Genomic DNA, 14,056 nt, shown 5'->3' with positions numbered 1-14,056 from the left:
GCATGCTATTGTAGAGACTGGATTAATTATTTTTTGAAGAGTGACTATGCCTTCTAATTTACCTAGATCTTTTAGTAAGCCGTTTTTAAAAGTATTCCACATTATGGAAGCGGTATTGCTGGTGGCGATCACGCTCGCGACCTTGTTTGCGATGGTCGAAGAGTTCATGCATGTTTTCGCTGAACGCCGTGTACAGCTGACCGACATTCTACTGATGTTTATCTATTTAGAAGTGTTGGCGATGGTTCAGCAGTTTGTGATGAACGGTAAGATCCCAGTGCGGTACCCAATCTATATCGCGATGATGGCGATTGCTCGTTACATCACTTTGGGCATGAAAGAACTCGATGCGGTATTGATCGTTTGGTTATCTTTAGCGGCATTTATCTTGGCCGCTGCAACACTCTTGATTCGTGTTGGGCATCATTATTGGCCGTATGTAGACCTTCGAACCAAGCAGCCAGATGAGTAACACTTTGAAGGTTAAGGTTTTATAAATGAAGCCCAGCGATATCGTTGGGTTTTTAATTGGGCTAATTGAACAAAAAAGCATCGATTTATCCAAATAACGCTTTACAAGCAGGCTAAGATCACCAAGAATGGCGTCGCTCTGTTTTCAGGGTTATTAAATGAAACATCCAGTTGTAAAGTAAAACCCTTAGTATTGCTTCATTGTTATTCTCAGTGTTTCCCTTAGCTTCATAGATACATTAAATAATTCAAGCTTTCAGCGCATCGCACTTTTGGCGATTAATTTTTTATTTTTATATAAGGGACACATCATGTCTAACAAAACAAACGGCGTAGTAAAATGGTTTAACGAAGAGAAAGGCTTCGGTTTCCTAACTCAAGACAACGGCGGCGCTGACGTATTCGTACACTTCCGTGCAATCGCTTCTGAAGGTTTCAAGACTCTTAAAGAAGGCCAACAAGTGTCTTTCGAAGTAGAGCAAGGCCAAAAAGGTCTTCAAGCTGCAAACGTTGTAGCTCTATAAGATTTTAAGTCGGCGCAGGTTGCAACAGCAACTTGCGTCACTTTCTCTCTCAAATCTGTTTCCTCCTCAGTTTTACCGTAACACTCTTCTCCACTTGCAATACCTCCTCAAAATATCAAAAATCCTGTTTTACATCCGTCATCTCGTTCTATCTATCGCTGTATCTATTTCTTGCTCTAAGTAAATCTCCAGCGTAACTATCCGCTTACTGACTAGCCTTGATTTTCATTACTGTATCCATAAAAAAAGCCCCTAAAACTAGGAGCTTATCTTGATCTAATCAACACTGTTAGTTAATCAACACTGATTCAGCTAATGGCTATTCACAGTGTGTTACTGACAAACTGTTATTCAATATTCTGGATCTGCTCACGCATCTGTTCGATAAGAACTTTAAGCTCTACGCCCGATGCTGTGATGTCTGTGCTGATAGACTTAGATGCTAGCGTGTTTGACTCACGGTTGAACTCTTGCATCATGAAGTCAAGCTTACGGCCACAAGCGCCGCCTTTCTTCAGTACTACATTCGCTTCTTTCACGTGAGAGTCTAGACGGTCTAGCTCTTCTGCTACGTCTGACTTCTGCGCAAGTAGGATAAGCTCTTGCTCAACACGAGAACCTTCAAGCTCGATTTTCGCATCTTCAAATTTGGTAAGAAGACGCTCACGTTGCCACTCTAGGATTTCTGGCATGCGTGCACGAACTTTAACTACTTCTTCAGTGATTGCATCTAAGCGCTGTACGATTAGCGCCTTCATGTTTTCACCTTCACGAGCACGAGCGTCAATGAACTCCGCAATAGCATCGTTGAATGCTTCTAGTAGGTCTTTGTTGATAGCATCCATGTCTTGCTCTGGAGTTTCCATCACGCCAGGCCAGTTCATGATTTGGAATGGGTTCAAACGGCTCTCTTCGCCTGTCATCGTCATTACTTGGTTGGCTGCATTAATGACTTGCTGAGCTAAGCCTTCGTTAATGCTTAGTTCACCCTTTGCTGCAGGGTTTGCTTCAAAGCGTAGGTTACATTCAACCTTACCGCGCGCTAGACGCTTACGGAAACGCTCACGTAGGATTGGCTCTAAACCACGGAACTGTTCAGGCATACGGAAGTAAGTTTCTAGGTAGCGTTGGTTTACACTACGGATTTCCCATACTGCGCTGCCCCAATCGCCTTTTACTTCTTTGCGTGCGTACGCGGTCATACTATAAATCATCGAATTTTCCTGTCTTTTATCATTCTGAAAATAACGCGCACGCATAGTATCACGATATGGTGTGCTCCCGAAGCTTGTCTCTTGTGACTATAAATAGCCGGTTACGGTAAATAGCTTTGAACGGTAAATAGATTTGAAAGATAAACTGCTATATAATCTCGCCCCAATCAAAACTGTCTCACCCCTTTCTTAGGTGATGCACTCTTTCGATAGTAAATCACTTCAGACTGTTAATAAGGTAGATACCAATGCGTCCAAATGACCGCGCTGTAGATCAAATTCGTCCAATTAAAATTACTCGTAACTACACAGCTTATGCTGAGGGTTCTGTATTAGTTGAGTTCGGCAACACTAAAGTTCTATGTAATGCGACGGTAGAAGAAAACGTACCGCGTTGGTTAAAAGGCCAAGGTAAGGGTTGGGTAACCGCTGAATACGGCATGCTGCCACGTGCAACGCACACTCGTAACCGTCGTGAAGCGGCGAGCGGTAAGCAAGGTGGTCGTACGATGGAAATCCAACGTCTGATCGCGCGTAGCCTACGTGCTGTTGTTGACCTGAAAGTAATGGGTGAAATCATGATCACTGTCGATTGTGATGTTATCCAAGCAGACGGCGGTACACGTACTGCTTCTATCTCAGGTGCAAGCGTAGCAATGGCTGACGCTATCAACAGCCTACTAGCAAGCGGCAAACTGAAAAAGAACCCAATGAAAGGCCACGTAGCGGCAGTTTCAGTGGGCATCGTTGGTGCACAAGCACTGTGTGACCTTGAGTACGTTGAAGACTCAGCAGCAGATACCGACATGAACGTTGTAATGACAGAAGACGGTAAGATGATTGAGATTCAAGGCACCGCAGAAGGCGAACCGTTCAGCCATGAAGAGCTGATGCAGCTTTTAGCCCTGGCGAATAAGGGCATTGCTGACATTGTTGAAGCGCAGAAGTCGGCGTTAGCAGAATAGTTTTTAGATAGCTCCTTTCATAAGGAGCTATTTTTTTGTCTGTAAAACTCGAAAGAGTAGTGCAGAGCGTAAGTTAAGTTTTATTGAATAAACGTAGAGGAAAAACATGAAAGCATATCAACGTGAATTTATTGAATTTGCACTAGAGAAAGAAGTACTTAAGTTTGGTGAGTTTACTTTAAAGTCTGGCCGTAAGAGCCCTTACTTCTTCAATGCTGGATTGTTTAATACAGGTCGTGACCTAGCACGCTTAGGTCGCTTCTACGCAGCGGCATTGGCTGATTCTGGTATTGAGTTCGATGTACTGTTTGGCCCTGCATACAAAGGTATCCCAATCGCGACCACGACAGCAGTTGCACTGGCGGATCACCACGATGTAGACACGCCTTACTGCTTTAACCGTAAAGAAGCGAAAAACCACGGTGAAGGTGGCAACCTTGTAGGTAGCGCACTTGAAGGCCGCATCATGCTGGTGGACGATGTGATCACTGCCGGTACTGCGATTCGTGAGTCGATGGAAATCATCCAAGCAAACGGCGCTGATCTAGCGGGTGTGCTTGTTGCTATCGACCGCCAAGAGAAGGGCAAAGGCGAGTTGTCTGCGATTCAAGAAGTAGAGCGTGACTTCGGTTGTGCAATTATCTCAATCGTTAGCCTGACTGACTTGGTGACTTTCCTTGAAGAAAAAGGCACAGACGCAGCACACCTAGAGTCAGTAAAAGCGTACCGTACTCAATACGGAATCTAATTCTTGAAGCGTCGAACCTAACGGTTTAGCGTTCTAAGTTTAGAATCGAAAAATCAAAAAGGCCCGAGAGATAAATATCTTTCGGGCCTTTTACTTTTCTATTGAAGTGAGCTGTTTTTTTATCTAAGAAATAGTCGCTCTATTTGTAGCGGCTACTCTATTTATAACGAATGCCGCGTTCAGCTTCTGGATCTTCCATGGTCTTGAAGCGTTTGTGTAGCCACATCCACTGTTCTGGTGCTCTTAAGATAATCTTCTCAAGATAGCTGTTCATGTAGGCAGCGGCGGCTTTCTCATCTTTTTGTGGATAGTTATCTTCAATTGACTCGTCGGCCATGATTTCATACTTGCCGTCGGCATTTCTAAAACCTGACCCCGGAACAAGTGCGCATCGGCTGGTGTACGCAAGAATGCTGGTACCTGTGGTAGTACACGCATCTTCTACCGCGAAGAAAGGCACAAACACTGCTTTGTTACGGCCGTAATCATGATCCGGAAGGTAGAAAAGGATCTCACCCTGACGCAGGATTCGAATCATACGCTTCACGTCTTTACGGTGAATCAGGCGGTTGCCGTTTTGAGTACGACCACGGTATTGAATGAATTCATAAGCCGGATTGTTGTGCGGGCGATAAACACCTAAACCTGAAATACCGAGAACAGCCATTGCTCGCGCAGTGATCTCTAGGTTCAAGGCATGCACACAACACAGCAGAACACCTTTGCCGTTGGCTTTATGTGTACGCAGCATTTGAGTGTCTTTATCTACTAGGATTCGCTTGAAGCGCCACGTCGGCCAAAACCAGGTAATGCCCGTTTCGATGAGTGCCATACCGGTGTTCTTGAAGTTCTCACTGACCATTGCCGCGACTTCATCTTCTGGCTTGGCTGGGAAGGCGAGCTCCAAGTTACGTGTTGCGACTGCGACGCGCTTTTTGCCATAGCGAGCGCCCAAAGTGCCTAATGAGCGTCCTAACAGTAATAACAGGCGGTAAGGTAGAACGTTAACGATAAGCGCCAACAGCCCAAAGCCGAACCATACTCCCCAGTATTTAGGGTGGAGTAACGCCAGAGTAAAAGGTGGCTTAGTAATAACGTGTTGTGCAGTGCTGCTTGTCGGAGAAGTTTTCGTCGTCATAACCATCACTTAAGATTTGATTGCTACTTAATTTGATTGCTACTTAATCTGAGCGCTTAATAGAGCCCAATAAGCATCAAAATTTTCTGTCGGTTGATATTTGAAGTCTGAACGAACAAAGCGATTCAAGCTGCCTTCAACTTGACCGAGCAGCTGAGCCGCTAAGATTTTCTCATCAACCGGGAATGATTTCCCTTCACGAAGTTTTCTTTCACGCAGGATTTGGCGAAGTTGCGTCTCAATGCGTTCGAAAAGTTGGTTGATGCGATCACGCAGTCGTTCATTTTCAAACATTAGAGCATGACCAGACAAAATTCGAGTCAGGCCAGGGTTACGTTCTGAGAAAACTAAGATAAGTTGTAGCACTAGGCGTATGCGCTCTAGCGTGTCTTTCTCTTCATCCAGAATACGGTTGATTCGAGACATCAACGCTTCTTCAATGAACTCGATTAGGCCTTCAAACATGCGAGCTTTGCTTGGGAAGTGGCGGTATAACGCAGCCTCAGAAACACCCACTTGCTTGGCCAACTTTACCGTTGTGATACGAGAAGCACCTTCGGTCGATTCCAACATTTGTGCGAGAGCTTGTAGGATTTCTTCACGACGGTTTGATTTTCGAGCACCAGCCATCTATTTACTTCCTTTCCTAAAGATGAGGATTGAGTGAAGAAGGATTATAAACACCAATCAATTCTGTTTCCTAGTTTTGTGAGCCCTAGGTCAACAGAATCGAGAGGTGTCAGCAGATTGTCAGAGCAAATTTGTGCGTTTATGCATCAATAAGCTGTTGGATCTGATCGAGGATCTGGAAACCAAGTGTGTCTTTGCTTTCCAGTGGCAGAGACTTATCGCCGCCTTTCCAATAAAGATGCAGCTCATTGCTACTGCTATTGAAGCCTTGACCTTCGACAGAAACGTCGTTGGCGCAAATCATGTCGAGGTTCTTTCTTTCCAGTTTGCCGCGCGCGTACTTCTCAACATCTTGAGTTTCAGCTGCGAAGCCGACAGTAAATGGGCGACCTTCAGTCATTGTAGCGACAGAAGCGACGATGTCAGGGTTCTTAACCATTTGAATGGTCATGTCGTCTTTACCGTCGACCTTCTTAAGCTTTTGGTCTGCGATGGTCTCAGGGCGATAATCGGCAACCGCGGCGCAGCTGATGAAAATATCGTGTTGAGCGGCGTGAGCAGTAACAGCATCAAACATCTGTTGAGCGCTGTCGACATCGATACGATTAACCTTATTTGGTGTCGCGAGTGATACAGGGCCGCTGACTAGAGTCACCGTTGCACCTTGTTTCGCGGCTGCTTCAGCCAGTGCATAGCCCATCTTGCCTGAGCTGTGGTTGGTAATGTAACGCACAGGGTCAATCGCTTCACGAGTCGGGCCTGCAGTAATAAGCACAGAACGGCCAGCGAGTGGCTTAGGTTGGAAAAATTCTTCACAGCGATGTACGAGCTGCATTGGTTCTAGCATACGCCCCATACCGACATCACCACACGCTTGTTCGCCTGCTGCTGGGCCCCAGATCTCACAGCCACGACGTTTTAGTGTCGCGATGTTCTCTTGAGTCGCAGGGTGGCTGTACATCTGTTGGTTCATTGCTGGAGATACCGCAACTGGCGCATCGGTTGCTAAAACCAAAGTGGTTAGCAAGTCGTTACCCATGCCAGCTGTCATACGAGCAATAAGGTCTGCGGTTGCTGGCGCTAGTAATACCAAGTCAGCCCACTTTGCGAGCTCAATGTGCCCCATGGAAGCCTCAGCAGCAGGATCAAGCAAACTATCAGACACTGGCCTACCAGAGACGGCTTGCATGGTGAGAGGAGTAATGAACTCCTTGGCTGCATTGGTCATGACGACCTGCACTTGTGCTCCACGCTCAACCAAACGTCGAGTCAGCTCGGCACATTTGTAAGCAGCGATACCACCACTAATACCAAGAAGAATTTTTTTCCCTGCTAGGCCTTGTAGGTCCGCGTTACTCAGTGGATTAACCTGTGTTTGCATGATTCTGTTCCTTAATTTTTCTGCGACTTACGATATCAGAACAAAGGATGAGTGCCTAGAAGCAGAGTTGGAACAGATTTGACGCTCATCAAGTTGGTGTTATCAAACTTATCAATTACACGGTTTTGCTAGTGAGTCGTTTCCTTTTATCTCTATCGAAGGATCTCTGATTACGATCTCATTACGGTGGTGGGTCGTGTTCATGACTAGTGATCAGTTTTTATATGCCAATAGATAAAATACCTGCCGAATCGATGCCGAGAGAAAAGCTATTAAATAGAGGGCCTGATTCTTTGAGTGATGCGGAACTGCTCGCGATATTTCTGCGAACAGGGACACAAGGAATGAACGTGTTGGAGCTCGCTGACAAGTTGATCAAAGACTTTGGTTCGCTCCGCCATCTCTTTTCAGCAACGCAGGAAGAATTTTGTGCTCATAAAGGGATGGGACAGGCTAAGTATGTTCAGCTACAAGCTGTATTAGAGATGACGCAGCGTTATCTAGCGGAGACTTTGTCTCGTGGAGATGCGCTCACTAGTCCAAGTCATACTAAGCTTTATCTTTCGAGCATGTTGCGTGATCGCCAGCGAGAAGCCTTCTATATATTGTTCCTCGATAACCAAAATAGGGTAATAAAGGACGAGGTGATGTTTGAAGGAACCATTGATGCCGCATCGGTTTACCCGCGGGAAGTGGTTAAACGGTCACTTCATCACAATGCGGCGGCATTAATCTTGGCTCATAACCACCCTTCAGGTGTTGCTGAGCCCAGCCAAGCGGATAGGAGGATTACACGCCGATTAACCGATGCATTAGCGCTGGTGGACATCCGAGTTCTCGACCATTTTGTCGTTGGAGATGGCGAAGTTGTCTCTTTTGCAGAGCGTGGATGGATTTGAATCACATTTTAGGTTGTTAGTTGCGTTAAATCTGCTATTATTCCGCCCACATTTTTAGACCTAAAATCAGCTCTGATTACTCAAGCAAGCTGCGCTGCACAAAAAAAGATCACGAAATCCGTAAAAAGGATCTGTTCGGGTCTTGAGCAATGCGTGTCAAGTTAGTATAATGCGCGACCTTTGATAGCCTTGTATGGATTTTCCATAACGGTTTTTACCTTCTATTTTAATTGATAGAGAGGTTCGGCCACCAAGGTTGATATCGAGCTGAAACGATTGGAGAAGACATTCATGTCCCGAGTATGCCAAGTAACTGGTAAGCGTCCAGTAACGGGTAACAACCGTTCACACGCACGCAATGCTACTAAGCGCCGTTTTCTGCCGAACCTACAAACTCATCGTTTCTGGGTAGAGAGCGAAAAACGTTTTGTTAAACTACGTCTAACTGCTAAAGGCATGCGTATCATTGATAAGAAAGGCATCGATGCTGTTCTTGTTGATATCCGTGCACGTGGCGAAAACGTTTAAGAGGAATTAAGCAATGGCTAAAGGCATTCGTGAGAAAATTCGTCTAGTATCTTCTGCAGGTACTGGTCACTTCTACACAACTGATAAGAACAAGCGTAACATGCCAGGCAAATTTGAGATCAAAAAGTTTGATCCAGTAGTTCGCCAACACGTTATGTACAAAGAAGCTAAAATCAAGTAATTGATGCTTTTTTTGCTCTTCTTCAGTAGAAGAAAGAATTGAAAAACCCAGTTTAATCGCTGGGTTTTTTTATATCTAAAATTTGAGTAACTCAATTGCTCTTGTTTGATGTAGCGCTTGATATAGCGTCTGATAGATAGAAAACTGCGCAACATAGCAAGTATTGCTACTTTCACGATATACTGATAGCTCAATAGGTTAGATGAGTGGAATCAGATGAGATATCGTGGACGCCGGTGGAACAACATACTCATGTTCAGTGTGATCGCTTTTATTGGCGTGTTAAACCTTCCAACATTGATCAAAGCGTACCTTATCGAGCCTGAGCCTCAGGTAGATAGCCCTTATCCTTATCTCCTGAATCCAAAAGCAGAGCTTCAAGCGTTGCACTTTGCTAAGTGGTCTGTCATTCAACAAGACAATAAATGGTTTTACCAGTTCCAAGGTACGGACTTCCCTCAAACCACCAATGCACAAGAGCTGTCACAACGTTGGAAAGAGCTTGTGGGCACGGAAGTCGACTTACAGACCTACACAGACCTTACGCCTCGGTTAAAGACACCACACACTATTGAAGTTTGGTATCAAGACCAAGAAGAGCCGCAACGCATTACTTATTATCAGCTACCTGAGTTTTGGTTGTTAAAAAACTGGAATGATCAGTGGTTGGCGGTGTCTATTGAAGAGAGCTACCTGTTTCCAAGCTTTAGCTCGAAACCTTCATTTAAATCAGACAAGCTATCTATATCAGACAAACCACCTAAATCGGACGACTAGATTATGCCTGAATTACCCGAAGTCGAAGTAAGCCGCATGGGGATCTCGCCTCACTTAGTTGGCGAGACCATTAAAACCCTTACTTTTCGCACTCCAAAGCTGCGTTGGGATATCCCACAAGAGCTTAAAAAGCTAGAAGGGCAGGTGATTCGCTCTATCTCGCGTCGCGCAAAGTACCTATTGATTGAAACAGATACTGGCACTGCCATTGTTCACCTTGGTATGTCTGGCTCACTGCGTGTGTTAGACGCTGACTTCCCTGCAGCCAAACACGATCACGTGGATCTTAAGCTCACCAACGGCAAAGTACTGCGCTATAACGATCCGCGCCGCTTTGGAGCATGGTTATGGTCGGCGCCTGATGAGATTCATCCTGTGTTACTGGGATCTGGTCCTGAGCCGCTCACTGACGACTTCAACGCCGATTACATAGCCGAGAAGGCAGAGAAACGTAAAGTCGCCGTCAAGCAGTTCATCATGGACAACAAAGTGGTGGTCGGGGTAGGGAACATCTACGCCAATGAAGCACTATTTTCTTCACGTATTAGCCCTTTGCGCCCAGCAAGTAAAGTGACAAAAGAAGAGTGGGTCTTGTTGACCCAAGAGATCAAACAAGTACTCGCTACCGCCATCAAACAAGGCGGTACTACGCTTAAAGATTTCGCTCAAGCAGATGGCAAGCCGGGATATTTCGCTCAAGAGCTACAAGTGTATGGCAAAGCAGGCGAAAAGTGCCCTACTTGTGAAGCTCTTATTCAAGAGTTAAAAATAGGGCAGAGGAACACGTTTTATTGCGAAGAGTGCCAAGTATAAAAAAACTGAACTCGTGTTCACTTTTTTACGCTAGTAGATAGGCAGGCTAATAGCTACAATTACACTAATGATATGAATTGAGAATAGTAGAATGAAATATTTAGTAACTGGCGTTGCCGGGTTTATTGGCTCTGCAGTTTCAGAGCGACTATGTGCGGCTGGACATAAGGTTGTCGGCATTGATAACTTGAATGACTACTATGAAGTCTCTTTGAAACATGATCGCCTAAAGCGCATTGAGCATGAAAACCTGACCTTCATCGAGCTAGATCTTGCTGATAGAGAAGGCATGGCAACACTGTTTGCTGAACAAAAGTTTGACCGTGTTATTCATTTAGCGGCACAAGCGGGCGTTCGTTACTCAATTGATAACCCGATGGCGTATGCCGATAGCAATCTGGTTGGTCACCTAGCTATTTTGGAAGGCTGCCGTCATAACAAGGTTGAACACCTAGTTTACGCTTCATCAAGCTCAGTTTATGGCTTGAACCAGAAAATGCCATTCCACACGGCAGACAGTGTTGATCACCCTATCTCGTTGTATGCTGCGACCAAGAAGTCGAATGAGCTAATGGCGCATACCTATTCTCATTTATACGATGTACCGACAACAGGTCTACGTTTCTTTACGGTTTACGGCCCTTGGAGTCGCCCAGACATGGCGATGTTCAAGTTTGCGAATTTAATCGTAGCGGGTAAAGAGATCGATATTTATAACAACGGCGACATGATGCGTGACTTCACTTATATCGATGATATCGTTGAAGGTATTATTCGTGTTCAAGACCGTATTCCAGCTAAGCAGCCAGATTGGACTGTGGAGCAAGGCTCACCAGCAACCAGTTCAGCACCATATCGCGTATTTAACATCGGTCATGGTAGCCCGGTTAAATTAATGGACTACATCGAAGCATTAGAAGGTGCTTTAGGTGTTGAAGCGAAAAAGAACTTCATGCCAATGCAACCAGGTGATGTGTACGCGACTTATGCTGATACGGAAGATCTGTTTGAAGCGGTTGGCTACAAGCCTCAAGTTAAGATCCAAGAAGGAGCGAAAGCTTTCGCGGATTGGTACAAAGCCTATTACTCGCTGTAATAATTGATGGTTTTGAATAAAAATAGCGCTCACTGAGCGCTATTTTTTTGAAGAGGGTTAGTGTTTTACTTTCCTATCTTTAGAGCTTTGGTCTGAACTCTTTATCTAGAACTACAAGGTGGTAAAGGTTTGTTGATAAGTTGAACGTCATACTTTTTATTTTGTTCACAATCTTCATAAAGGCGACAGAATAGTCTTTTCTGCCTTTATGTTTACGACTACCAATAATTGACGGCTGTTTACTACGTTGTAATCCCGCAGAAGAAACACCAAACATGGGGTGCTTGTGAACCCAAGTATTCCGTAGGAAGACATCGACAGGATAATTGAACGTTGAACTTTGTTCGATGAAAGCTTGTGCAGCTTTGGGAGATATAGCGTAACAGGCGGTTCCTTGAGGAACTTTCAAATACTTTACAAGATGTTGGGTATCGTGCCTATCAACGGAGTAATGTAGTTTGTTCTTACTGTCTTGTAAGCGAATAAAACCACACTGATTAATATGCTGCTCGGCGATAGTCAGAGTATTACGAAAAGTGTCGGTATCAATCTCGGCATGATCTTCGAAGACTAAAATTGGCTCATTGAGCTCTATACATTTTTGCCAAATAAGGTAATGGCTTGCATAACATCCAACTTCTCCAATTGCATGCGGCCTACCCATATTATGTAAAAAAGCTCTATCGTGAATTCTTGCTAGTAGAGGGTGTTCATCGGTTCGTGCATCCACTCCAATAAAAAACTCAAAATCAACCTGAACATCCTTGAGGGCGTCGGCTGTTGATTTTTGTCTACAATGATTCGCTTTTAAGGTAATACAGTATGATTTCATAGAGCTATATTGATGTGTTTATTTATAGTGAACTATGTTATCACTCGCCTCGCTTTTTGTAATGACGGTTCACTTATTTAGCGATTATGGTTGTGACGGGCTTCAAGAATGTTGAGGCAGTACGGCTGATTGACTGTTATAGGCTCTGTAGTGTCAGAGCGACTGTGCTAGGAGGGACTAAGTTATAGGTATTAACAAAAAAATAGCGCTCACTGAGCGCTATTTTTGTTTTGAAGAGAATATTACTTAGCTGTTTTTATTTTGATTTCAGCTGCAACTTTTTGTGGCACAAACTGACTAATATCCCCGCCGTGTATAGCGACTTCACGAACAATAGTTGAAGAGAGGAAGGCATACTCTTCTGAAGGGGTTAGAAACACACTTTCAAGGCCGGGCAGGAGTTTTCGGTACATACTCGTGAGACCGAATTCGTATTCAAAATCCATGGTCGTTCTGAGGCCGCGTACCAGCACATTAGCTTTCTGTTGTTTGACAAAGTCGACCAGTAACCCAGAGAACCCCTCAACAGACACGTTAGGTAAGTGAGACACAGCATCACGCAACAGCTCTACTCGTTCATCTAACTTAAACATGGTTTTTTTGCTTGGGCTCGCGGCTACTCCTACAGTGATATGATCAAACATGCTCGCTGCACGGACGATGATATCGAGGTGACCATTGGTTACCGGATCAAAAGTACCAGGGTAGATAACGTGTGTGGTCATATTAGCTGTCCTTGCTTAATGTAGTGTTCGGGTTCGGTGTTTTAATAGAGTTTAAGGCTTTGTCGAGTTTTTGCTTTACCATATCGACGGTGATGTCCTTCATTAAATCATCGCCTTTTGCTCGAGTTCCCCACGGAAGGTCTTGAACCGGTTTCCCTTGTTGCGCCTCTACGTGCTGTTGATACACGCTGACCACGATATCCAGATCGTTGTAAGGGCCAGTTCTACGAGGATCGCTATGTGCGTACAAGCCAATTACCGGGGTTGATTGTGTCGTTGCCAAGTGGGCTGGACCAGTATCAGGTGCCAATACCACCGTTGCATGCTTGAGTACGGCGGTGAGCTGCTTTAAGTTGGTTTTGCCTATTAAATTGATGACAGGAGATTGGCATAGCGCTTCGATGTCCTTACCAAGGTTTACTTCTCGTGGAGCAGGAGAGCCACAAAGTACCACTTGCATGCCTTTTTCTGTAGCGTAATCGGCAATAGCTGCATATCGATTAGTCAACCAGTTACGCGAATCCTTGCTTGCGGCAGGGGAGATAACCAAGGTTGGTTTCTCTGTCATGGTGTCGATGGCCAGCTGTTCGTCTTCCGGTGTTAAAGGAATATCCCATTGAGGCTTATCGAAGGGGACACCAATGTAGCGAGCAAATTCGGCAAAGTTATCCAAAACATGAAACTTATCTGAAATAGGTAGATGGCGATTAGTAAAGAGTGACTGCATTTCACGAGTGCGATCTTTGCCAAATCCTACTTTGCACTTTGCCTTTATCCCCCAAGATAGCACACTAGCTCTGAGTGCGGCTTGCATATGCAGAAGTGCATCAAATTTACGGTCAGATAGCTGAAGCCATAATTCACGCATCCCTTTGAAGCCTTGTTTCTTATCGAAAACAATCACCTCAATACCAGGCAGGTCGCCGATCAGCATGGCTTCTATTTTCCCGGTTATCCAAGTGATTTTCGTTTCAGGCCACTGCTTCTGTATGGCTTGAACCACAGAAATAGCATGACAAACATCACCAATCGCGGAGAGGCGAAGTATGCAAAGAGATTGAGGTGCAGTTGAGAACAGTGACATAAAGTGCCCGAAAAAAGTGAATAACATCAGAATTATGCAGATACTCGCAT

General features: G+C 44.8%; 17 protein-coding genes. 10 read left to right on the top strand and 7 right to left on the bottom strand.

Going from position 1 to position 14,056, the window contains the following annotated elements; translation table 11 throughout:
• Nucleotides 1-46: 46 nt before the first annotated feature.
• Together CWO27_RS11970 and cspE are read left to right on the top strand one after the other, a co-directional pair.
• The gene (locus CWO27_RS11970; protein WP_050652097.1) at nucleotides 47-472 is read left to right on the top strand and encodes a phosphate-starvation-inducible protein PsiE; all 426 of its coding nucleotides are present in this window, start codon (nucleotides 47-49) and stop codon (nucleotides 470-472) included.
• A 310-nt stretch (nucleotides 473-782) separates the two neighbouring features.
• The gene (gene cspE / locus CWO27_RS11965) at nucleotides 783-995 is read left to right on the top strand and encodes a transcription antiterminator/RNA stability regulator CspE (RefSeq protein ID WP_004735656.1); all 213 of its coding nucleotides are present in this window, start codon (nucleotides 783-785) and stop codon (nucleotides 993-995) included.
• A 347-nt stretch (nucleotides 996-1,342) separates the two neighbouring features.
• On the opposite strand, the gene CWO27_RS11960 is transcribed toward cspE, so the two are convergent.
• Nucleotides 1,343-2,209 (bottom strand): YicC/YloC family endoribonuclease, encoded by an 867-nt coding sequence (locus tag CWO27_RS11960; protein WP_048661316.1) that lies wholly within the window; start codon nucleotides 2,207-2,209, stop codon nucleotides 1,343-1,345.
• Nucleotides 2,210-2,457: 248 nt separating this feature from the next.
• On the opposite strand from CWO27_RS11960, the gene rph reads away from it, so the two are divergent.
• Both rph and pyrE read left to right on the top strand, forming a co-directional pair.
• Nucleotides 2,458-3,174, top strand: coding sequence for a ribonuclease PH (gene rph, locus CWO27_RS11955; RefSeq protein ID WP_019826449.1), 717 nt, complete (start codon nucleotides 2,458-2,460; stop codon nucleotides 3,172-3,174).
• A gap of 106 nt (nucleotides 3,175-3,280) precedes the next feature.
• Entirely contained in the window at nucleotides 3,281-3,922 is a 642-nt protein-coding gene (pyrE, locus tag CWO27_RS11950) for an orotate phosphoribosyltransferase (protein WP_107899019.1), read from the top strand.
• Between the two features lie 157 nt (nucleotides 3,923-4,079).
• Here pyrE and lpxL read toward each other — a convergent pair whose 3' ends face one another.
• The 3 genes from lpxL to coaBC form a co-directional block, all read right to left on the bottom strand.
• Nucleotides 4,080-5,060 (bottom strand): LpxL/LpxP family Kdo(2)-lipid IV(A) lauroyl/palmitoleoyl acyltransferase, encoded by a 981-nt coding sequence (gene lpxL, locus CWO27_RS11945; RefSeq protein WP_107899018.1) that lies wholly within the window; start codon nucleotides 5,058-5,060, stop codon nucleotides 4,080-4,082.
• Nucleotides 5,061-5,099: 39 nt separating this feature from the next.
• Entirely contained in the window at nucleotides 5,100-5,690 is a 591-nt protein-coding gene (slmA, locus tag CWO27_RS11940; protein WP_017063086.1) for a nucleoid occlusion factor SlmA, read from the bottom strand.
• A 139-nt stretch (nucleotides 5,691-5,829) separates the two neighbouring features.
• Nucleotides 5,830-7,071 carry a bifunctional phosphopantothenoylcysteine decarboxylase/phosphopantothenate--cysteine ligase CoaBC gene (gene coaBC / locus CWO27_RS11935; protein WP_107899017.1) on the bottom strand — a complete coding sequence of 414 codons (1,242 nt, stop codon included), beginning with the start codon at nucleotides 7,069-7,071 and terminating at the stop codon, nucleotides 5,830-5,832.
• A 224-nt stretch (nucleotides 7,072-7,295) separates the two neighbouring features.
• Here coaBC and radC point away from each other — a divergent pair, with 224 nt between their 5' ends.
• The 6 genes from radC to CWO27_RS11905 all read left to right on the top strand — a co-directional run bounded on the left by radC (nucleotide 7,296) and on the right by CWO27_RS11905 (nucleotide 11,365).
• Nucleotides 7,296-7,970: a RadC family protein gene (gene radC / locus CWO27_RS11930; protein WP_048666236.1), complete on the top strand. Its 675-nt coding sequence runs from the start codon at nucleotides 7,296-7,298 to the stop codon at nucleotides 7,968-7,970.
• Nucleotides 7,971-8,261: 291 nt separating this feature from the next.
• Nucleotides 8,262-8,498 carry a 50S ribosomal protein L28 gene (gene rpmB / locus CWO27_RS11925; RefSeq protein ID WP_004728407.1) on the top strand — a complete coding sequence of 79 codons (237 nt, stop codon included), beginning with the start codon at nucleotides 8,262-8,264 and terminating at the stop codon, nucleotides 8,496-8,498.
• A gap of 13 nt (nucleotides 8,499-8,511) precedes the next feature.
• Nucleotides 8,512-8,679, top strand: coding sequence for a 50S ribosomal protein L33 (gene rpmG, locus CWO27_RS11920; RefSeq protein ID WP_002535344.1), 168 nt, complete (start codon nucleotides 8,512-8,514; stop codon nucleotides 8,677-8,679).
• 216 nt (nucleotides 8,680-8,895) lie between these two features.
• Complete coding sequence (locus CWO27_RS11915) at nucleotides 8,896-9,456, top strand: hypothetical protein (RefSeq protein WP_102432190.1); 561 nt, start codon at nucleotides 8,896-8,898, stop codon at nucleotides 9,454-9,456.
• Nucleotides 9,457-9,459: 3 nt separating this feature from the next.
• Nucleotides 9,460-10,269: a bifunctional DNA-formamidopyrimidine glycosylase/DNA-(apurinic or apyrimidinic site) lyase gene (gene mutM / locus CWO27_RS11910; protein ID WP_102432189.1), complete on the top strand. Its 810-nt coding sequence runs from the start codon at nucleotides 9,460-9,462 to the stop codon at nucleotides 10,267-10,269.
• A 91-nt stretch (nucleotides 10,270-10,360) separates the two neighbouring features.
• Nucleotides 10,361-11,365, top strand: a complete 1,005-nt coding sequence (locus CWO27_RS11905; protein ID WP_050644496.1) for an NAD-dependent epimerase — start codon at nucleotides 10,361-10,363, stop codon at nucleotides 11,363-11,365.
• 79 nt (nucleotides 11,366-11,444) lie between these two features.
• Here the strand turns inward: CWO27_RS11905 and CWO27_RS11900 are convergent, their stop codons facing one another.
• From CWO27_RS11900 to CWO27_RS11890, 3 genes are all read right to left on the bottom strand, one after another.
• Complete coding sequence (locus CWO27_RS11900) at nucleotides 11,445-12,197, bottom strand: glycosyltransferase family 25 protein (RefSeq protein ID WP_102432188.1); 753 nt, start codon at nucleotides 12,195-12,197, stop codon at nucleotides 11,445-11,447.
• 242 nt (nucleotides 12,198-12,439) lie between these two features.
• Complete coding sequence (gene coaD, locus CWO27_RS11895) at nucleotides 12,440-12,922, bottom strand: pantetheine-phosphate adenylyltransferase (protein WP_048663095.1); 483 nt, start codon at nucleotides 12,920-12,922, stop codon at nucleotides 12,440-12,442.
• Nucleotide 12,923: 1 nt separating this feature from the next.
• The gene (locus CWO27_RS11890) at nucleotides 12,924-14,006 is read right to left on the bottom strand and encodes a glycosyltransferase family 9 protein (RefSeq protein ID WP_050652090.1); all 1,083 of its coding nucleotides are present in this window, start codon (nucleotides 14,004-14,006) and stop codon (nucleotides 12,924-12,926) included.
• Between the last annotated feature and the right edge of the window lie 50 nt (nucleotides 14,007-14,056).

It is taken from the genome of Vibrio sp. 10N.286.51.C3, assembly GCF_003050065.1.
Taxonomy (GTDB): Bacteria; Pseudomonadota; Gammaproteobacteria; order Enterobacterales; family Vibrionaceae; genus Vibrio; species Vibrio crassostreae.
This window is presented reverse-complemented; position numbering and strand designations above follow the sequence as displayed.